This window comes from Corynebacterium sp. HMSC076G08, from assembly GCF_001811515.1.
GTDB lineage: Bacteria > Actinomycetota > Actinomycetes > Mycobacteriales > Mycobacteriaceae > Corynebacterium > Corynebacterium hiratae.
Map to the genome: position 1 here is coordinate 30,419 of NZ_KV805049.1, position 19,764 is coordinate 50,182.

The following is a 19,764-nucleotide window of genomic DNA, read 5'->3' on the forward strand; positions in this document are numbered from 1 at the left end:
TGAAAATCCTACTCGAAGCGCACCCTGTACAGCTCATCCCAGAGCTTGCCGGTGATCCAGAACTCGTCGGTGCCCGGGATATGGGCGATGCCGTTGAGGACGGCGTTGGGATCGGCAGACGGGACATGGTTGAGGTTCGCGGTGTCAATCACCGCGGTGACCTCGCCGGTTGCGGGGTCGATGCGCAGGATGTCCTCGCTCATCCACACGTTGGCATAGACTGCGCCATCGACGCACTCTAGTTCGTTGAGGTTATCCACCGGCGAACCGTTGAGAGTGACCTCGGTGCGCGGGCCGAGCTCCTCAAAAGTCTGTGGGTCCAGGTGGCGCAGTGTGGCGGAGCCATCGGACATGATGAGCTCAGAGCCAGCGTTGCACAGGCCCCAGCCTTCGCCGTCATAGGTTGCGCGGTCGAGTTCGTTGAAGGTCTCGGCATCTCGCAGGAAGGCTGTGCCGGACTTCCACGTCAGCTGCCAGATACCGGTCTCGGTCTGCGTGATGCCCTCGCCGAAGAACGAGTCTTCGAGCGCGACCTCTTTCAGCGGGGCTAGCTCGCCCGGCTGGACGCGCATAAGGCGCGATTCGCCCTTCAGCCCGGTGCCGATGAGCAGGTGTCCGTCAGCGTCGACCTCGAGGCCCTGGGTAAAGGTGTCCGCTGGCAAGGGTGCGGTGTCCAGGACGGTGACGCCGAGGCGCTCTGGGGAGCGTGCGCTTGGCGACGTCCCATCGCTACCCGCCGCTGTCGCCGTCGATGAGGATGCGCGCTCGTCTACAGCTTGGGAGGAACAGGAGGCCAGCGGTGCGAGCAGTACAGCGGCAGATAAAGCCGTGGCGAGCGCGCGGGCGGCGCGGGGGAAGTGTGGGAAGGCCATGACAGTCATTGTGCACGATGCTCGGGCGTGTGATTAATAATGGGAGGGTGACTCGCAAGAAAAAGATGCATTCCCCGCTTCTCGATTCGACGGCTGTCGACCTGGCGCGCCGGGCCGTGGAGGAGGTAGGAGAGGGGGACGTCGGTAAGCACCGGGGCGTTGCGGGTGTGGGCCGCAACGTGGCCACCCACCGTTTTGAGGCCCACGTTCCGGGATACCCGGGATGGGAGTGGCATGCCGTCGTCGCCTGCGCTGAAGGTTCCCGCACGCCGACCGTGAACGAGGTTGCGCTCGTCCCCGGCGGCCAGGCCCTCCAAGCCCCGGAGTGGGTGCCCTATTCCGAGCGCCTGCGCCCGGGTGACTTGGGCCCGGGAGACCTCATGCCGCCGGCGCCTGACGACGACAGACTGGACGGCGGGAAGCTCTCCGAGGCTGGCCTCAAGGAGGCCAAGGAGCGTTGGCGCAAGAAGTATGGGCCGAATACGGAGATGGCGGCGCAGGCCCAACTGCAGTGCAAAACCTGTGCTTTTTACCTCCAGCTGCTGCCCAATTTCGGCGTCTGTGCCAATGAATACTCGGCGGATGGAAAAGTGGTGCACGCCACCTACGGGTGCGGCGCGCATTCCGGCACGAGCGTCCGTGAGGAGGGAGCGGAGCAGGAGAGGCCCTTCGATGATGAGAGCCCTATCTATTAAAGAGAGCGGTTTTCGCCCCGCGCGCAGCAGCGATGCAGCGTGCGAGTTTTGCGTTTTAGTGCCCCGATGGAGCACCCTTAGCAGGTAAAACTTCATTTCTCTAGATAGAAGGGGCGCTCACTCACGATGAACGCAGCTATCGATCGCTATTTCAAAATCACCGAACGCGGATCCACCATTGGAACCGAGGTCCGCGCCGGCGTGGTCTCGTTCTTCGCGATGGCCTACATCATTCTCCTCAACCCTCTCATCCTGGGTACCTCCGCTGACTCGGCCGGAACCACCCTCGGAATCCCGCAAGTCGCTGCCGCCACCGCGCTGGTGGCCGGTGTCATGACCATCGCCTTCGGCATGATTGCTCGCTACCCGTTCGCCATGGCCGCGGGCTTGGGCATGAACACCTTCGTGGCCGTGACCATGGTCTCCCTCAACGGCTTGGAATGGCGCGAGGCCATGGGCCTGGTTGTCATCGAAGGTTTCATCATCGTCCTGCTGGCCATCTCCGGCTTCCGCCAGGCCGTCTTCGACGCTATCCCCGCGTCCATGAAGGCCGCGATGGGCGTCGGTATCGGCATGTTCATCGCCCTCATCGGTTTCGTGGACGGGCACTTCGTCACCCGCGTGCCGGATGCCGCGATGACCACCGTCCCGGTGAGCCTAGGCGTGAACGGCTCGATTGCGACCTGGCCTGCCTTCGTCTTCGTCGTGGGCCTGATTCTGTGCAGCTTCTTCGTCATCCGCCAGGTGCGTGGCGGCCTGTTCATCGGCATCGTCATCACCACCATCATCGCCATGATCATTCAGGCCTTTACCGGTTCCGAGGACTGGGGCATGGCCACCCCGGAGGTGCCCAGCTCCCTGGGCGGGCTGCCGGACCTGTCGATTGTGGGCCAGGTCGATCCGATTAGTGCCTTCACCAAGCTGGGCGTGGTCTCCACCGTCTTGCTCATCTTCACCCTGCTGCTCACCAACTTCTTCGATGCCATGGGCACCATGAACGGCCTGGGCAAGCAGGCCAACCTCGTGGATGAGAAGGGCAACCTGCCGGAGATGAAGACTGCCCTGGTGGTGGAAGGCTTTGGCGCCGTAGCTGGTGGTGCCGGTTCGGTGTCCTCCAACACGGTGTTTGCGGACTCGGCGGCTGGTATCGGTGACGGCGCCCGCACCGGACTGGCCAACGTTGTGACCGGTGTGATCTTCTTGCTGGCCATGTTCCTCACCCCGCTCTACGAGATCGTGCCGATCGAGGCGGCGGCCCCCGTACTCGTTATCGTCGGTGTGATGATGGCGGCACAGCTCAAGGACATCGAGTGGAACCGCATGGAGGAGGCCATCCCGGCCTTCCTCACCATCGTGGTCATGCCTTTCACCTACTCCATCGCCAACGGTATTGGCGTGGGCTTCATCGCTTATGCACTGATGGCCACCTTTGCCGGTAAGGCTAAGAAGGTGCACTGGATCATGTGGCTCGTGGCGGCCCTCTTCGTGGTCTACTTCGCCATGGATCCCATCAGCTCGCTGTTGGCATAGCCCGCCTAGGGGGAGCAGCTGGCCCTGCGCCTAGACTAGGGCCCATGCGTTTTGTCATCGATGACCCCACAGACCCTCGCCTGGACGATATCCGCGATCTCAAGCACGCGGATAAGTCCGGCGAGGGTTTCGTCTTTGGTGAGGGCCCACTGTGCGTGGAGCGCCTGCTGGCCTCCCGCTTCCCGGTGCGCTGCATCATCGGCTTTGAGGCGAAGCTCGACACCTTCCTGGCGAACCATGATGTCGGGGATATCCCCGTCTACCAAGTAACCCGACAGACTTTGGGGGAAGTCACGGGCTTCGATATGCACCGCGGGCTGGTTGCTGCGGCGGACCGCGCGGAGGCCTGGACCGTGGACGAGGTCCTCGAAGGTGCTCGCACCCTGGCCATCATGGAAGGCGTGGGGGACCATGAGAACATCGGCTCGCTCTTCCGCAACGCCGCCGGTATGGACGTCGACGGCATCCTTTTAGGTTCGGGTGCCGCAGATCCGCTGTACCGCCGCTCGGTGCGCGTGTCCATGGGTCACGTTCTGCGCTTGCCCTGGGCGCGTTTCGACGGTGGTTTTACCACCTGGCAGCGCGGGCTGGAGAAGCTGCGCGAGCAGGGCTTCCGGCTGGTGTCGCTGACCCCGCATCCGGATGCCGTGCACATTGCTGATGCGTTAGAGGGCGCGGACAAGGTGGCGCTGCTGGTCGGTGCGGAGGGGCCAGGATTGACCGAGCACGCCATGCGTGCGACCGACGTGCGCGCCCGCATTCCCATGTCGGAGGGCACGGATTCCCTTAATGTGGCGACGTCGGCGGCCATCGCCTTCTACGAGCGCCAGCGCTCCCAGAGGTTCCGCGAGGTCGATACTGCGTAGCGCCGCACCAAGCCGCCGAGGTGCTTGGCCGTGCGGATGATCTCCTCACCGGTGGATTCCGGCTCGAGGTCGTACTCTTCGTAGTCGTCATAGTCATTGAGCCCCAGCTTCGACACTGAGGTGGTGGCTACCTCGGCCACGCTGCGGCGCGGCGGGGGAGTGTCGACCTTGGGCTCGGGGCGCCCGTCGGTGGCATAGCCTACGACGTCCACGTCGGGGCCATCCGCGCCGACCTCGATGCCCAACCAGAATTCCTGGGCGGCCTCGGTGATATTGAGCGGCTCAAAGGGAAGGGAAATCCCACCCACCGGCTCATCCATCTCCCCGGCCCAGAAAGGGGCCTCGAAGGTTTCGGGCAGACCATGGTCCTCGTAGAGGTTAAAACGCGTCCCGCACAGCGACCGGCGCAGGCGGCTGCCCGTCCAGTGGGCGAACCCGGCATAGCCAGTCTCCGGATTGGAGGCGAAGGCGTAGATTTCCGTGGCGGGCACGGCCTCGCGCAAGGTCCGGGACAGCTGAGAGAGAGTCAGCTGATCGTCGTGGATGATGGTTTGCACCACGGTCACACCGGGATAGCCGCCCACATAGAACTCGCTCGCGCCGGGCTCGGCGGAACGGTTGAGGGGGAATTGCCCAATGGGAGTCACCGGCAGTGCGGGGTTGAGCTGAGCGAGGAACTTGCGGCCGAAGCCGCGGTCGGCCTTAGGCTCGCCGCGGAGGACCTCGGCGGGGTCGGCGGCGGTGACGTACCACAGAGTGAGAACGGCGCTTTGCGTATCCACGGCAGGCTACTCGCGGGGGCGCTTAGTGGAGGAACGAACGCCGAGCAACACATCCTCCCAGTGCGGGGTGACGGCCTTGCGGCGGCGCTTGGTGGGCTTAGGTTCCGGATCCGGGTTCTGGAGGAAGTCCTCGTCAACCCCGGTGTCCTTCTCATCCGTCTGCTGTGTGGCCTCCTCGTTAGAAGAGGCAGTGTCCGCATCGGCTGCGCCCTCAGCGGGGTGCTCCCCACCGTGCGGGGAGGGAAGGACGGAAGGCTCGGCGTATGCACCGCCGTCTGCCTCGTTAGCGGCGTCATCGCCGCCGGTGTAGGAGGACAGCTCCGTCACGCCAGGGGTACCGGCGCGTGCGGCTTCGTTGACCTCGCGGCCCTCGGCATACTCCCGCCCGTCGATGGCTTCGTCGTAGCGCTCGCCGCGGCCCACGGAGGTCAGCGACCGCACCGGCTGCACGAAGTCTGGGTCGGTGAGGTCTGCGGCCACAGAGTTGCGTGCCTCCACCGTGGCCGGGGAGGACATCGTCTGCTTAAAGGTCCACTCCGCCTCGTTGGCGGACAGCCCAGTCTTCCACGTGATGCGCAGGATCCACGGCTCGCCTTGGTGACGGTAGGCATCCCACGTCGCCTCCGACAGGGAGTGTCCGCGCGCGGCAAAGGCGGTGGCCAGGATCTCCCACAGCGTGAGCTTGGCTGGGCCATCTTCGCGGATGGGGTGGGCCTGCTTGGCGACGTCCGCGATGCGCGCCCGCTCCAGCAGCACCGGGTGCGCGAAAGGTTCGATGCGGGATTCTGGAACCTCGAGCTCCTCGGCGATCTCCGCAGCGGAAGCACCGGCGCGGATGCGGGCCTGAATCTCGTTGGGGCGCAGGCGGATTTCTTGTGCCTGCGGTGCAGGCTGGCTCTGTGGGGAAGAAGGCGAGCCACCAGAGGCAGGCATAACGGTGCGCAGCCCGGTGGAATGGTCTTGCTGCGCGGAGGCGGGGGAGGAGTCGCTTGCCTCCTCGTCGGTGTTTTCTGCGTCCTGCTCCGCCCCCTCGTTCTCGGAAGCGGGTTCGGCGGAATCGGCGGGAGCGAGAAGCTCGCGAAGCTCGTCGGTGACCTCGAGGAAGAACTCCTCACCATCCTCGGCCCGGAGGACGAGCGAGGTGTCAGTTGAGTCGCTGGGTGCGAGGAAAATCTCGCGCATGGTGGGCGCTCCTTAGCCTGGTAGCGGACATGTGATGAAGTCCACTTTACCCAGAACATGCCCCGAACTCTGGCAAGAGCGCGGGGCATGTTGTGCGACGTACCAAGTCAGTAGCGAGGGCTAACGGTTATCCAGAACGTAATCGATAGCCTTGGTGAGCTTGGTGACATCCGCGGAGTCTATCGCCGGGAACAGGCCCACGCGCAGCTGGTTGCGGCCGAGCTTGCGGTAAGGCTCGACGTCGAGAATGCCGTTGGCGCGCAGCGTAGCGGCCACTGCGGCGGCGTCGACAGAGTCCTCGAAATCGATGGTGCCGACCACCAGGGAGCGTGCCGACGGTTCGGCCACGAAGGGGGTCGCCTCCGGGCGGGACTCGGCCCAGTTGTACAGAATGGAGGAGTTCTCCGTGGTGCGCTTGACCATGCCGTCGAGACCGCCGTTGGCGTTCATCCACTTCACCTGGTCCTCCAGCATGAGCAGCGTGGCGACGGCCGGAGTGTTGTAGGTCTGGTTCTTGCGGGAGTTGTCTACCGCAGTCTGCAGGTTCAGGAAGGCCGGGATGAAGCGATCGGAGGAGTTGATCTTCTCGATGCGCTCCAGCGCCGCCGGGGACATAGCAGCCAGCCACAGGCCGCCGTCGGAAGCAAAGCACTTCTGGGGTGAGAAGTAGTAGACATCGGCATCAGACATGTTGACCGGCAGGCCGCCGGCGCCTGAGGTGGCGTCGATGACGACGAGCTGCTCTGCGTTATCGGGGTTGGGGCGGCTGACCGGAACCATAGCGCCGGTGGAGGTTTCGTTGTGGGCCCAGGCGATGATGTCGGCGCCTTCGGCGTCGGCAGCCTTCGGGTCTGGGGCGGTGCCAACCTCTGCTTCGGTGACGAGCGGGGCGTCGAGCCACGGGGCGGCGGATGCGGCTTTAGCAAATTTAGAGGAGAATTCGCCGAAGCTTAGGTGCGCGGATTTCTTTTCGATGAGACCGAAGGTTGCGGCGTCCCAGAAAGCGGTAGCACCGCCGAGGGAGAGGATAATTTCATAGCCCTCTGGCAGTGCGAACAACTCGGAGAGTCCCTCACGGATGGAGCCGACGAGGTTCTTGACGGCTGGCTTGCGGTGCGAAGTTCCAATGATGGTGTCGGCACCGGCGGTGATTGCCTCAATTTGGGCGGGGCGGACCTTGGACGGCCCGCAGCCAAAACGGCCGTCGGTAGGGAGGAGATCTGCTGGCAGGACGAGTTCTGAGTTGCTCATGTGGGCAGTGTAGCCTAGTTTCGTTCGCGCACTAGATACTTTGCCAGGATTGCCAATGTTGGCAGAGTCACAAGTTTTGCTAAAGTGTGAAGAGGTTTAGTCTTGTTGCGCCGGCCTTGGCCGGCGTTGAACATTGAGGAAAGGAAAACACGTGGCATCTGAAAACAACAAGGTTGTACTGCAGTACCCCGGCGGCGAGTACGAGATGGACATTAAGCAGTCCACGGAGGGTGACTCCGGCTTCGATATCGGCAAGCTCCGTAACGAGACCGGCCTCGTCACCTTCGACCCGGGTTATGCGGCTACTGGTTCCACCGAGTCCAAGATCACCTTTATTAACGGTGAGGAAGGCATCCTCCGCCACCGTGGCTACGACATCGCGGATCTCGCTGAGAATGCCACCTTTAACGAGGTGTCCTACCTGTTGATTAAGGGACACCTGCCTAATGAAGACGAGCTGTCGAAGTTCAACACCGATATCCGTCACCACACCCTGCTGGATGAGGACTTCAAGGCCGCCTTCAATATCTTCCCGCGCGACGCGCACCCGATGGCCGTTCTTGCCTCTTCCGTTAACATTCTCTCCGCTTACTACCAGGACCAGCTCAACCCGCTGGATGAGGAGCAGCTGGATAAGGCAACCGTCCGCCTGCTGGCCAAGGTGCCGATGCTGGCCGCTTATGCTTACCGCGCATCCCAGGGCAAGCCCTACATGTACCCGGATAACAAGCTGAACGCGCGCGAGAACTTCCTGCGCATGATGTTCGGTTACCCGACTGAGGAGTACGAGGTTGACCCGATCGTGGCCAAGGCTCTGGATAAGCTCCTTATCCTGCACGCCGACCACGAGCAGAACTGCTCCACCTCCACCGTTCGCATGATTGGCTCCGCGCAGGCCAACCTGTTCGTCGCCATCGCCGGTGGTATCAACGCCCTGTCCGGCCCGCTGCACGGCGGTGCTAACCAGGCCGTTCTGGAGATGCTTGAGGATATCCAGAACAACCACGACGGCGATGCCACCGACTTCATGAACCGCGTGAAGAACAAGGAAAAGGGCGTTCGCCTCATGGGCTTCGGCCACCGCGTGTACAAGAACTACGACCCGCGCGCGGCAATCGTCAAGGATACCGCCCACGAGATCATCGAACACCTCGGTGGGGACCCGATGCTGGACCTGGCCATGAAGCTCGAGGAGATTGCGCTGAACGACGACTACTTCGTCTCCCGCAAGCTCTACCCGAACGTGGACTTCTACACCGGCCTCATCTACCGCGCCATGGGCTTCCCGACGGACTTCTTCACCGTCCTCTTCGCCATTGGCCGCCTGCCGGGCTGGATTGCTCAGTACCGCGAGCAGCTTGAGCTCAACACCAAGATCAACCGCCCGCGCCAGATCTACACCGGTGAGACCCTGCGCAAGGTCACCCCGCGCAGCGAGCGCTAAACAATAGCCCATACGCTGCATTTCTAGGGCCGAGCCCCACACCTCCCCTTATACTGGGGAGTGTTGTGGCTCGGCCCACGTGTATGCGGCCAGCAAAGAAGAAAACAGTCCAAGGAGGATAACCCCCAATGGAAAAGCCCGTAATTGAGCCGGCAACGGAGCCAGCTCCCCAGGACCTTGTCATTGAAGACATCGTGGTGGGTGACGGCGCCGAAGCCCAGCCGGGCGGCTTCGTTGAGGTCCACTACGTAGGTGTCGACTATGAGACGAACCAGGAGTTCGACTCTTCGTGGGGCCGCGGTCAGTCGATCGAGTTCCCGCTGACCGGCCTCATCGCCGGCTGGCAAGAGGGCATCCCAGGTATGAAGGTGGGCGGCCGCCGCAAGCTGGTTATCCCGCCGGAGAAGGCCTATGGCCCCGCCGGTGGTGCACACCCGCTGTCCGGCCGCACGCTGACCTTCGTTATCGACCTCATTCGTGCCTAAATCCAAAGCCTAAAGGAATGGAGGGTAGTGCCTCTTTCCTTTGGGCTGTCGACGCTCTGAACGCCCTGACCGGCCGCGCCTTCTGCGCGGCCGGTCAGGGCGGTTCGCGCGTTAAGGGCTGCCGTGCGGTCGGTGATACCAGAATCTTCCCCCACAGCGCGCGGGAGTGCGGCACAATGGAAGCCATGAGTGTCCCACAAACCACGTTCAATGATGACCGCGAGATGCCCCTGCTGGGGCTTGGAACCTATAAGCTGCGCGGGGAGGATCTCGTCCGCGCCGTGCGTGAAGCAATCGAGCTGGGCTACCGCCACTTCGACACCGCCACCCTCTACGAGAATGAAGAAGAGCTGGGCCAGGCGTTGCATGACGCCATGAAGGCCGGCGACGTCACCCGCGATGAGCTCTTTATTACCAGCAAGGTCTGGCATGATCACCACGGTAAAGACAAGGTAGGCCAGGCCTTCCGTACGTCCCTGGATAAGCTGCAGCTGGATTACCTCGACCTCTACCTCATCCACTGGCCTTGGCCGCAGGGCGGGCTGTACGTGGAAACCTTCGAGGAGATTGCCCGCATGCAGGGCATGGGGCAGATCGCGTCGATTGGCGTGGCTAACTTCTACGAGGAGACCCTGCAGACTCTAATCGATGAGACGGGTATCGTTCCGGTCCTCAACCAGGTGGAGTTGCACCCGGGCTTCACGCAGCCGGAGCTGCGTCAGTTCCACGACAACCACGGAATCGTGACGGAGGCGTGGTCCCCGCTGGCGCGCGGTGTGATCCTCAATAACCCAGAGGTCATCGCCGTCGCTGAGAAGCACGACATCACCCCGGGCCAGGCCGTGCTGGCGTACCTGTTGAGCAAGGGCATTTCCGTTATTCCGAAGTCCAGCCGCCGAGAGCGCCTAGCGGAGAACTTCGCGGCCGCGGAGGTGGAGCTTGCACCAGAGGATGTTGCCGCACTCGATGCGCTCGACGGTCAGGAAGGTTTTGGCCGCATGTTTAAGGATCCGCGTGAGTTCCCTGGCGCTTAAATAGCCGGGCACAGTCCCAGTGCGAGCGATAGAGCCCGCCTTCCACGCTTTGTTTCTCCTTCACTATATTTTTCTTATTCCTTATAAATAGGGATAAATAGGGGAGGGGCGGAGCGGGGAAGGCGGGTTTTGTTGTGCTTTCTGGCAGTGGGCGTGCAAGGGGGGTGAGGGTGCTCTGAGGGATGCCGCAAAAGCGCGAAGCTCTCCACAATGGCTGCGAAGTTTCGCTTTGCTAAATTAGATTCACTGTTTGGAGTTTCCTGTGGGGGTGTTGGCAACGCGATAGAAATCCCATGTCATCGCGGGGGTAGGGGGTAATAAAAGTGTGCGTTATTAACTTTTCTTGGCAGGATTTACAACCTTGCAAGAGAGGTTAGGTAACTTACTGGGCAAGGCAAAACGTGACTGAAGACACTGTAGTTAGTCTCTCACCGCGGTTTGTGGAGAAAAGATTCCCTTGTAAGGAGAGCGACATGACTGACGCACCTGCTTCGATTGACTCGCGCCGCGAACCGACGCCGCAAGAGTTCGTCGAGATGCGCGATAGCTCGCAGTTTGCGAAGCTGCGCGGCACATACCGCAAGTTCACCTTCCCCATGACAGTGGCGTTCTTTCTGTGGTACGTCCTCTACGTGCTGGCCGCAGTTTTTGCGCCCGACTTCATGGCCATCGAGCTTGGCGGCGGTTGGAACGTCGGCCTTATCTTCGGCTTGGCTCAGTTCCTGACCACCTTCATCATTACGTACATCTACGTCAATTACGCCAACAAGAACATCGAGCCGCAGGCGGCGGCTATTCGCCAGGAACTGGAGGGCTAAACCATGCAGACCATTACCTTGGCCCAAGCGGAATCCTCCGCTGGCAATCCGATTTTGAATATTGCGGTCTTCGCCGCCTTCCTTGTCGTCACCATGTACGTGGTGCTGCGTGCAGGTAAGTCCACCAAGGAAGCCTCTGACTTCTACACCGGTGGTGGTAGCTTCTCCGGCCGCCAGAATGGCCTAGCTATTTCCGGTGACTACCTCTCCGCCGCGTCCTTCTTGGGCATCGTCGGTGCTGTCGCCCTCAACGGCTACGATGGCTTCCTTTACTCGGTCGGCTTCTTCGTTGCCTGGCTCGTCGCCCTGATGCTCGTCGCGGAGCCGATGCGTAACGTCGGCCGCTTCACCATGGCCGACGTGCTGTCCTTCCGCCTCAAGCAGCGCCCGGTGCGCGTGGCGGCCGCGATTTCGACCCTGTTCGTGTCGCTGTTCTACCTCATTGCCCAGATGGCAGGCGCCGGCTCCCTGGTTGCCGTGCTGTTGGACATTCACGAGTTCAAGTGGCAGGCCGTTGTTGTCGGCATCGTGGGCATCCTCATGATTGTCTACGTCCTCGTTGGTGGCATGAAGGGTACGACCTACGTGCAGATGATCAAGGCCGTGCTCCTGGTCACCGGCGTGGTCATCATGTGCATCCTGACCTTCGTCATGCTGAAGGGTGGCTTCAGCACGCTCTTCACCCAGGCCATTGATATGCACGCCAACTCCGCTGCTATCCAGGAGAAGGGTTACGAGGCCTCCCAGATCATGGAGCCGGGCCTGAAGTACGGCAAGAACCTCACCACCAAGCTTGACTTCATCTCCCTGGGTATCGCCCTCGTGCTGGGTGTTGGTGGCCTGCCGCACGTGCTCATGCGCTTCTACACGGTGCCGACCGCGACCGAGGCTCGACGTTCCGTTACCTGGGCCATCGTCATCATCGGTGCCTTCTACCTCATGACCCTGGTTCTGGGCTACGGCGCTGCCGCCCTCGTTGGCCCGGACCGCATCCTCGCCGCACCGGGTGGCGCCAACGCAGCAGCACCGCTGCTCGCCCTCGAAATCGGTGGTTCCATCTTCATGGCGGTCATCTCCGCAGTCGCCTTCGCCACCGTGCTGGCCGTTGTGGCTGGCCTGGCCATCACCGCTTCGGCCTCCATCGCGCATGACGTCTACCACTCCGTCATCCGCAACGGCGAGTCCACCGAAGCCGAGCAGGTCCGCGTTTCCCAGATCACCGTGGTTATCCTCGGCATCGTGTCCATCATCCTGGGCATCCTGGCCATGACCCAGAACGTTGCCTTCCTGGTGTCCCTGGCCTTTGCCGTGGCAGCATCCGCCAACCTGCCGACCATCCTGTACTCCCTGTACTGGCGCCGCTTCAACACCGCAGGTGCTGTGGCATCGATGTACACCGGTGTTATCTCCTGCCTGGTGCTCATCTTCCTGTCCCCGGCAGTTTCCGGTACTCCGACCTCGATGTTCCCGAACGCCGACTGGTCCATCTTCCCGCTGTCCTCTCCGGGCCTCGTGACCATCCCGCTGGCCTTCTTCGCCGGTTGGATCGTGTCCATCATGACCCCGCCGGACAACCTGGAAGAGCTGTCCGCCGAGATGGAGGTTCGCTCCCTGACCGGTGTGGGCGTGGAGGCTCCGGTGGACCACTAAGCGCCACCTCAAGCACTACATTCCAGACGGTAGCGGGTAGACTCTAACCTCGTGTTTTACCCGCAGCCTCGTTATAGGGCGGTACCAGCGCGTGCTGGTGCCGCCCTTCTGGCGTGCGTGCTCGGTGCCACGGCCCTTGTTGCGTGCTCGCCTGCGAATGAAGAAGACTCCACGGTGGGGCGCCCAACGCACACCAGCACGGCTACTCCCGGCCCCATCGCGCATAAGAAGGGCGATCCACAACTCGCGGCGGTAGAGGACACCGTGGGGCAATTCCTCAAGGGCGATGACGAGAAGTCAATCACGTACTACCGCATTGAGACAGGCATGCACATGGGCTCACCCACCGAGCACCAGCCGCGCTATGCGCTCAGCCTGATCAAGCTTTACATCGCCGCCTACGTGCTCGAGCACGGTTCCTTCGAGGACAAGTATCTAGCGCTGGACATGATTGCTGATTCTTCGGATGAGAGCGCCGGGAAGCTCTTTGAGAAGTACCCGCGGTCCATCGATGCAATCGCCAAGGAATATGGGCTGGACTCTACGTCAGCGGGGGAGGATTGGGGTCACTCGATGACCTCAACCTATGACGTGGTGCGCTTCATCGTTCAGCTCTTGGAAGATGATCCGACGCACCCAGTTTTGGTGGCGATGTCTCACGCCGATGCCGTCTCAGCCGATGGCTACCAGCAAAACTATGGCACCGCGAAGCTCAGTGACGTCGTGGGATCAAAATGGGGCTGGTCGGACAGTAAGGACCGACACTCTTCGGTGTCTTTTGGGGAGAACTTTGTTGTGGCTGCCTCCATCGAGGGCTCTGCCGAGGAGCTTACGTCCTACGTGCGCAAGGAAATCACGGGTAAGAACCTCGTGAAGGGAAACAACTTGAACAAAGAGGCGCTGGCCCATCCTGGCGCTAGCACCACGCGCTTGACGACGTCTACCGCTGCCCCCTCCAGCACCTCAAAGCCAGCGGCGTCTACAGAATCGCCGGCACCGGCGTCATCGACCACGTCGTCGTCCTCCAAGCCGTCTTCTTCGGCAACGAAGACAACGGCGGCGCAGTAGAAACCAGCGCCGCCGCGTGTTGATTAGCCCATGGACTTGCGCACGGTGTTGAGGATATCCACCGCGCCGCGCACCTGGTCATTGCTAATGGAGGAGCCGGCGATGGTGATGCCATCGCCGCTCACGCTGGAGCCGCGCCCGGTGGGATCCGGCAGGGAAACATTGGGCAGCGGGATGTCGTCAGGCACTGCCGGGATGTCCTTGACCTTTGGCGGCTCCACAGCACCATCGCCCGGGGTCCACTGGCCCCAGTCGTTGGCATAAACGGTGTTGATATCGCACGTTACGCCGTCGATAGTGGCTTGATTCTTGGCCTTCTGGTGGATGGGGGTGCGCGGGTGGAGCTTTCCGCCAGAGCCCCAGTCGTGCATCCAGTAGAACTGGCCGATGCGGTCGGCAACACACCAGTCGATGACGTTGTAGTTGCCATATACACCGGTCTGGTAGCTCGCGGCGCTCAGTGCTGCGGAGAAGGCCTTGAGGTAGGGGCGGATCTGGTTCTCGTACTGGGCGCGGGTGGGATTGTCATCGATGGCAATGTAGATGGGGCGCCCGGTCGGTCCGCCCGCAGCCTTGTGGATGGCGATGGCCTGCGGCGCATGGACTGCGGCGCCCGCAGCGCCGTTGAGCCAGTCAGCAGTTTCCGCGCGTCCAAACTGGTAGATGGAGGCGGTCTTGAGGCCTGCCGCTGCGTTGGCCTTGGTCTCCGCCAGGGTGACAGGCTTGCCCTTCATCCATTCGGCGCCGGGGCGGCGCTGGGATACGTAGCGGATGGCGCCGAGGTGGCCGGCTGCCTTGATGGCGCGGGCGGAAGGAACACCGGCAGAGAAATCGATGATGGTGCCCAAAGCTGGGCCCACGGCGAGAGCGGCGGGCGCCTGGCTACCGATGGCACCGGCGGCCAGCGTGAGGGCACCGGCCTTGAACAGGGAACGACGGGACAAGGACATGGTGTGAATTCTCCTTGGGAGGCGGTGAAGAAGAAAGTTTCCGAAATCACTTTAGTCACAAAGGCTAAAAATTGCACCAGGGGTAGCATTTGCTGGGTGCGACGGCAATCCTCTTTGCCTGAAGTTCCTTAGGGCTATGTCGTGCGGAAAGTGACGTTAGTGGGGTTTTCTACCGTGCGGGATACGGTGCAGTCCTTTTCTTGGGAGATGCGCACGAGGCGCTCCACCATGGACTGGGCCTGGCGCCCAGCGTCAGTATCGGGAAAGCGGAGAGAGAATTCCACGTCGACGTCGCTCAGCCGCGAGGCCCCGTCTTCGTCGACGCGGGTGCCTTCAACGTGGACGTCGAAAAGCTCCGGCTCTGTGCGGCGCGAGGTGACCACGTCGATGTCCACGGCCGAGCAGCCCGCCACGGCGGCGAGCAGCAACTCAACTGGGCTGAGTAGTCCCTCAGCGCGGCCAAACTCGAGGCTGATACCTTCGGCATTCGTGGCGCGGTAGTGGCCTGTATCGATGCGGGTGACGTCGACGGAGTATTTCTTGGTGATGTTGCTCATAGCGTCATCCTAGCGACGGTGGGGGAGCTGGGCAGCGGGGGAGGGAGCTGGGGTTTGCGGGTCTTAACCGCGTCGCGGTGAGCGGCGGAAAGGTCGGGTAGGTCAATTTGCAAAGTTATCTGATGGGGGCGGGGCTGTGACTCATGTCTCTTTAAATCGGTAATAGTGGTGCAAACAATTTTTCGACCCAAAGGAGTGGTGGCTATGGAAACCGTGGATGCTCGTGACTGGCTAGACAAGCTCGTCGCCCTCACGCACCAAGAGGAGCCTGGCGTGGAAGACGTGGAGAAGGTTTTCGAGTCCGGGGGCTTCTGGCGGGATCTTGCTGCGGTGACGTGGAACCTGCACACCGCCGAAGGTTCGGAAGCCATCGCCGCGATGATCGCTGGCACCGACGCTGCGCTCGACAACCCGGAGATAACAGAGGTGGAGGACGAAGGCAATGGCGTAACGCGGGTCCACTTCACGTGTGAGTCTGCGAACTTTTATGTCACGGCAATTGTTCGCCTCCGAAATGCCAAGGCCTGGACCTTCCTCACCTCCGCGCGCGAGCTCAAGGATTTCCCGGAGCCTAAGGGGCGCCGCCGCCCGCTGGGCACGGAGCACAAGGTGGTCAAGGACGCCAAGAACTGGGCGGACCTGCGGGAGGAGCGCCGTGCGGCACTGGGGCATACGGAACAGCCCTACGTCCTCATCATCGGTGGTGGCCAGGGCGGTATCGCGCTCGGGGCGCGCCTGAAGCGCCAAGGTGTTCCCACGCTTATCGTCGATAAGGCGGGCCGCCCCGGCGACCAGTGGCGCGGCCGCTACCACTCGCTGTGCCTGCACGATCCCGTGTGGTACGACCACCTGCCGTACCTCCCCTTCCCAGATGACTGGCCGGTGTTCACCCCGAAAGACAAAATGGGGGATTGGCTCGAGCACTACGTGGGCATCATGGACTTGGATTACTGGACCAATAGTGAATGCGTGAAGGCCACCTTCGATGAGCTCAGCGGCACGTGGAAGGTCACCGTTCGCAAGGACGGGGAAGGGATTCTTCTGGAACCCACACAGCTGGTTCTGGCCACGGGCATGTCCGGTGTGCCGAATCGTCCCCACCTGGAAGGGCAGGAGAACTTCGCCGGGGAAATCCGGCACTCCTCGGAACACCCGGGTGGCGCAGGCGATGAGGGTAAGGACGTCATTGTGCTGGGCGCGAACAACTCCGCCCACGACATCGCCGCGGACCTCTACGCGCATGGTGCACGGCCGGTCATGATTCAGCGTTCCTCCACGCACATCGTGCAATCGGACACCCTCATGAAGGATGTCTTCGGCCCGCTCTATTCGGAAGAAGCCGTGGAGGCCGGTGTGGACACGGATAAGGCGGACCTCCTCTTTGCCTCCTGGCCCTACGCCGTGCTTCCCGACGTCCACCGTGAAGTCTTCGACGGCATCCGTGAGGCCGATAAAGACTTTTATGACGGTTTGGAGAAGGCCGGCTTCCAGAACGACTTTGGCGATGACGGCTCGGGTCTTTATCTGAAATACCTGCGCCGTGGTTCGGGCTACTACATCAACGTCGGTGCCAGCGAGCTGGTCATTGATGGCTCCATCCCGGTGAAGTCTGGCGTGTCCATCTCGGAGGTGAAGGAAAAGTCCGTGGTGCTCACCGACGGTACCGAATTACCCGCCGATGTCATCGTGCTGGCCACCGGTTACGGCTCTATGAATGGCTGGGCCGAGCAGTTGATTTCTAAGGAAGTCGCTGACACCGTGGGCAAGTGCTGGGGCTTGGGCTCGGATACCACCAAGGATCCCGGCCCGTGGGAGGGCGAGCTGCGCAACATGTGGAAGCCCACCCAGGTGCCGCAGCTGTGGTTCCACGGCGGCAACCTGCACCAATCGCGCCACTATTCGCGCTACCTAGCGCTTCAGCTCAAGGCGCGCTATGAGGGGATGGATACTCCGGTCTATGAACTGGCGCCGGTGTACCACACCTCTTAAGGCAGAAGAGCGCAGGCAGGAGCCTGCGGAAGTGGATCGCAACGCCATGAGGAAGCTAAATGGCGGGTAGTCATTTAAAAGGAAATTCACATTGTGGTCACGCGGTCGCAAACTCAGGGCCATAATCTTTCCTTGTCTCTGTCGGTTGCTCCTTGGCTTAAACCATGGAGCAACCTCACTACTTCGTTTTGATAGGAAGATCTATGACTGCTCGCCGCCTGCTCGGCACCCTGGTCACCGCCTCGGTGGCCGGTACGTTCCTCGTTGTCCCCGCCTCCGCCGCCGAACCAACAGAAGGTTTGGGCTCGCGCTTTAGCATCGGAGTGCTGCCGGATACTCAGTTCTATTCCCGTTACTCCACCCCGGAGACCGGCAACCTGGCCCAGGCGCGCTACGGCAGTGAACCTTTTAAGGCGCAGGTCGAGTGGCTGGTGAAGAACCAGGAAGCGCTCAACATGGACTTCGCCACCCACCTCGGTGATGTGGTGGACCAGGCGGATGTCGAGGGTGAGTGGAAGGTTGCCGACGAGGCCATGAAGGTCCTCGATGATTCCGACCTGAACTACTCCATCCTGCCGGGCAACCACGACATGATTGAGGATAAGTCAGCGCACCCGTACGACGTCTACTTCGGTGCCGAGCGCGCCAAGACCGCCAACCCGGAAACCTTCCAAGAGCGCCACACCGCGGTCAACAACGATTCCGAATACCACATTTTTGAGGCCGAGGGCCAGAAGTACCTGGTCCTGGCGCTGGCGTGGCGCGCGGATGACGAGGCTCTCAAGTGGGCCCAGGGTGTTCTCGATGCCCACCCGGAGCTGCCGGTCATTCTCACCAGCCACGAGGTTCTCAACATCGATGGCGCCGGCGAAGTCTTCTACTCTGAGGACTACGGCGAGGGCCTGTGGGACAAGTTCATTAAGAAGAACGACCAGATCTTCCTCACCATGGGCGGCCACCACCACGGCGCGGGCTACCGCGTGGATAAGAACGATGCAGGCCACGACGTTATTGGCATCCTGCAGGACTACCAGATGGCGTACCAGGGCGGCAACGGCCTGCTCGGCGTGCTGGAGTTTGACCTCTCCGGCAATGAGCTGGAGATGACCGCCCTCTCCCCGTGGGTGGCGCAGAAGCCGGCCAAGGAGCTCACGCAGTTCGACAAGCTCATCCTCGACGGCAAGGGCGATAGCTACCACGTGACGCTCAACTTCAAGGAGCGCTTCGCTGACTTCGCCCCAGACTGGTCCATCGGCGATGAGAATGACCCGGACCTTGGCCAGAAGGCCCGCGACATCGCGGAGGAAGGCTACACCCCGTACACCATCCCGAAGGATCAGCTTCCGGAGGGCCCGAACGACTTCGTGAAGTCTGACAAGACCGTCTTCCACTGGCGCCCAGGCCAGACCAAGAACAAGGACGGCAAGCAGCTTGCCGACGGCGACGTGGCCACCGAAGGCGCAGTCATTCCGGATGCCTTCGGCGCCGACGGTGCCGGTGACCTCGTTCGCGTGGGTGGTCCTTCCAACACGGGCGAGCGCATCACCTACACCAAGGACCACCACCCGCTGTCCTCTGATTCTGGCTCCCTCTACTGGTCCGACCCAGCCGGCAAGGCCGCGATGGCGGAGTTCCGTTCCAAGGAAGGCGCTGAGATCAACAAGGTCGATACTTCCGCGGGCTACACCTTCGAGTCCTTTGTGAAGATTCCGAAGGATTTCAACGGCTCTGAGCATGGCTGGGGAAGCGCAATCTCCCGCGACTCCAGCATTGCCGAGCTTGTCGACGGCTCCGATGACACCGACCCCACCGTCATGTTCGGCATCTCCAACCTCCGTGAGCTGCGCTGGTGGGCAGAGCCGAAGGAAGGCGAAGGCTCTACCGTCTGGTCCCACGAGGTACCCACCGAAGAGTGGATGCACATTGCCGTGGTGAACAAGCCGGATTCCGACACCGTGGAGATGTTCATCAACGGTGCCCCCATCCTGCGCAACGCCAAGGGCGCTGAGGGTCTCCTCCCGGGCGACCTGCAGTGGGTCATGGGCGCTGGTTTTGATAACCGCAAGCCGCAGGACCCGTGGTACGGCTGGATTGGTGAGACCCGCCTGACCCAGGGCGTTCTGGACTCCGACCAGTGGCTCACCGCCCGCCCTGCCGTGAAGGATGAGGAGCCGTCCTCTTCCGCGACCACCTCCCCGTCTGAGTCGACTACCGAGCCGAGCACGCCCGCTAAGCCGACCAACACGAAGGAGCCTTCCGCCAGCGATATTGGCCAGGCCTTCTTCGCTGGCTCCAGCCGTGGCGCGAAGATTATCCTCCCCATCGTCGCCGTCATCGCAGCCGTCGGCGGCGCCGCCTACGCCCTTATCCCGACCATCAACCGCATCTTCGGTCTGAACATCCCACAGCCACAGCTGCCGAAGATTCCGGGCCTGAACTAGAGAGCTCAGCCCACTAACCTCCATCCCCCGTCTCACAGTGAGACGGGGGATTTTCTGTTGTGTTGCTACATTTCGCGGCGGTCACTATTTGTTAGAAACGTTGCTTCGATGAAGCGGCTTCGCTGCGTGGCCAACGACGATCTAGTTATG

Annotated in this window: 17 protein-coding genes; 11 read left to right on the plus strand and 6 right to left on the minus strand. The window is 61.9% G+C overall.

Features of this window, described 5'->3' with window-relative positions; genetic code table 11:
- Nucleotides 1-8: 8 nt before the first annotated feature.
- A complete protein-coding gene (locus HMPREF2806_RS07245) occupies nt 9-881 on the minus strand; it encodes a glutaminyl-peptide cyclotransferase (protein ID WP_070517017.1) in 873 nt (290 codons plus the stop codon).
- 56 nt (nt 882-937) lie between these two features.
- Here HMPREF2806_RS07245 and HMPREF2806_RS07250 point away from each other — a divergent pair, with 56 nt between their 5' ends.
- From HMPREF2806_RS07250 to HMPREF2806_RS07260, 3 genes are all read left to right on the plus strand, one after another.
- Entirely contained in the window at nt 938-1,567 is a 630-nt protein-coding gene (locus HMPREF2806_RS07250) for a DUF3027 domain-containing protein (protein ID WP_369799711.1), read from the plus strand.
- Between the two features lie 126 nt (nt 1,568-1,693).
- Nucleotides 1,694-3,097 carry an NCS2 family permease gene (locus HMPREF2806_RS07255; RefSeq protein WP_070517021.1) on the plus strand — a complete coding sequence of 468 codons (1,404 nt, stop codon included), beginning with the start codon at nt 1,694-1,696 and terminating at the stop codon, nt 3,095-3,097.
- A 44-nt stretch (nt 3,098-3,141) separates the two neighbouring features.
- Nucleotides 3,142-3,963 carry a TrmH family RNA methyltransferase gene (locus HMPREF2806_RS07260; RefSeq protein WP_070517024.1) on the plus strand — a complete coding sequence of 274 codons (822 nt, stop codon included), beginning with the start codon at nt 3,142-3,144 and terminating at the stop codon, nt 3,961-3,963.
- On the opposite strand, the gene HMPREF2806_RS07265 is transcribed toward HMPREF2806_RS07260, so the two are convergent.
- The 3 genes from HMPREF2806_RS07265 to serC all read right to left on the minus strand — a co-directional run bounded on the left by HMPREF2806_RS07265 (nt 3,915) and on the right by serC (nt 7,178).
- On the minus strand, nt 3,915-4,745 hold the full coding sequence (locus HMPREF2806_RS07265) for a DUF6928 family protein (RefSeq protein ID WP_070517026.1): 831 nt from the start codon (nt 4,743-4,745) through the stop codon (nt 3,915-3,917). The genes HMPREF2806_RS07260 and HMPREF2806_RS07265 overlap by 49 nt on opposite strands.
- A gap of 6 nt (nt 4,746-4,751) precedes the next feature.
- The gene (gene sepH / locus HMPREF2806_RS07270; RefSeq protein WP_049154153.1) at nt 4,752-5,927 is read right to left on the minus strand and encodes a septation protein SepH; all 1,176 of its coding nucleotides are present in this window, start codon (nt 5,925-5,927) and stop codon (nt 4,752-4,754) included.
- Between the two features lie 120 nt (nt 5,928-6,047).
- On the minus strand, nt 6,048-7,178 hold the full coding sequence (serC, locus tag HMPREF2806_RS07275; protein ID WP_070517028.1) for a phosphoserine transaminase: 1,131 nt from the start codon (nt 7,176-7,178) through the stop codon (nt 6,048-6,050).
- 151 nt (nt 7,179-7,329) lie between these two features.
- Between serC and HMPREF2806_RS07280 the strand changes: the two genes are divergently transcribed.
- The 6 genes from HMPREF2806_RS07280 to HMPREF2806_RS07305 all read left to right on the plus strand — a co-directional run bounded on the left by HMPREF2806_RS07280 (nt 7,330) and on the right by HMPREF2806_RS07305 (nt 13,677).
- Nucleotides 7,330-8,622: a citrate synthase gene (locus tag HMPREF2806_RS07280; protein ID WP_082254410.1), complete on the plus strand. Its 1,293-nt coding sequence runs from the start codon at nt 7,330-7,332 to the stop codon at nt 8,620-8,622.
- Between the two features lie 128 nt (nt 8,623-8,750).
- The gene (locus HMPREF2806_RS07285) at nt 8,751-9,107 is read left to right on the plus strand and encodes an FKBP-type peptidyl-prolyl cis-trans isomerase (RefSeq protein WP_010187736.1); all 357 of its coding nucleotides are present in this window, start codon (nt 8,751-8,753) and stop codon (nt 9,105-9,107) included.
- A 176-nt stretch (nt 9,108-9,283) separates the two neighbouring features.
- The gene (locus tag HMPREF2806_RS07290) at nt 9,284-10,141 is read left to right on the plus strand and encodes an aldo/keto reductase (protein WP_070517051.1); all 858 of its coding nucleotides are present in this window, start codon (nt 9,284-9,286) and stop codon (nt 10,139-10,141) included.
- Between the two features lie 473 nt (nt 10,142-10,614).
- Nucleotides 10,615-10,959, plus strand: coding sequence for a DUF485 domain-containing protein (locus HMPREF2806_RS07295; protein WP_046647301.1), 345 nt, complete (start codon nt 10,615-10,617; stop codon nt 10,957-10,959).
- Nucleotides 10,960-10,962: 3 nt separating this feature from the next.
- Nucleotides 10,963-12,609, plus strand: a complete 1,647-nt coding sequence (locus HMPREF2806_RS07300) for a solute symporter family protein (protein ID WP_070517030.1) — start codon at nt 10,963-10,965, stop codon at nt 12,607-12,609.
- A 51-nt stretch (nt 12,610-12,660) separates the two neighbouring features.
- Nucleotides 12,661-13,677, plus strand: a complete 1,017-nt coding sequence (locus HMPREF2806_RS07305; protein ID WP_070517032.1) for a hypothetical protein — start codon at nt 12,661-12,663, stop codon at nt 13,675-13,677.
- Nucleotides 13,678-13,700: 23 nt separating this feature from the next.
- Here HMPREF2806_RS07305 and HMPREF2806_RS07310 read toward each other — a convergent pair whose 3' ends face one another.
- Both HMPREF2806_RS07310 and HMPREF2806_RS07315 read right to left on the minus strand, forming a co-directional pair.
- Nucleotides 13,701-14,627, minus strand: coding sequence for a DUF1906 domain-containing protein (locus HMPREF2806_RS07310; protein ID WP_070517034.1), 927 nt, complete (start codon nt 14,625-14,627; stop codon nt 13,701-13,703).
- Between the two features lie 134 nt (nt 14,628-14,761).
- Nucleotides 14,762-15,184 carry an OsmC family protein gene (locus tag HMPREF2806_RS07315; protein ID WP_070517036.1) on the minus strand — a complete coding sequence of 141 codons (423 nt, stop codon included), beginning with the start codon at nt 15,182-15,184 and terminating at the stop codon, nt 14,762-14,764.
- Nucleotides 15,185-15,388: 204 nt separating this feature from the next.
- Between HMPREF2806_RS07315 and HMPREF2806_RS07320 the strand changes: the two genes are divergently transcribed.
- Together HMPREF2806_RS07320 and HMPREF2806_RS07325 are read left to right on the plus strand one after the other, a co-directional pair.
- Nucleotides 15,389-17,173, plus strand: coding sequence for a flavin-containing monooxygenase (locus HMPREF2806_RS07320; protein ID WP_070517038.1), 1,785 nt, complete (start codon nt 15,389-15,391; stop codon nt 17,171-17,173).
- A 203-nt stretch (nt 17,174-17,376) separates the two neighbouring features.
- Complete coding sequence (locus HMPREF2806_RS07325) at nt 17,377-19,614, plus strand: LamG-like jellyroll fold domain-containing protein (RefSeq protein ID WP_070517040.1); 2,238 nt, start codon at nt 17,377-17,379, stop codon at nt 19,612-19,614.
- Nucleotides 19,615-19,764 lie beyond the last annotated feature (150 nt).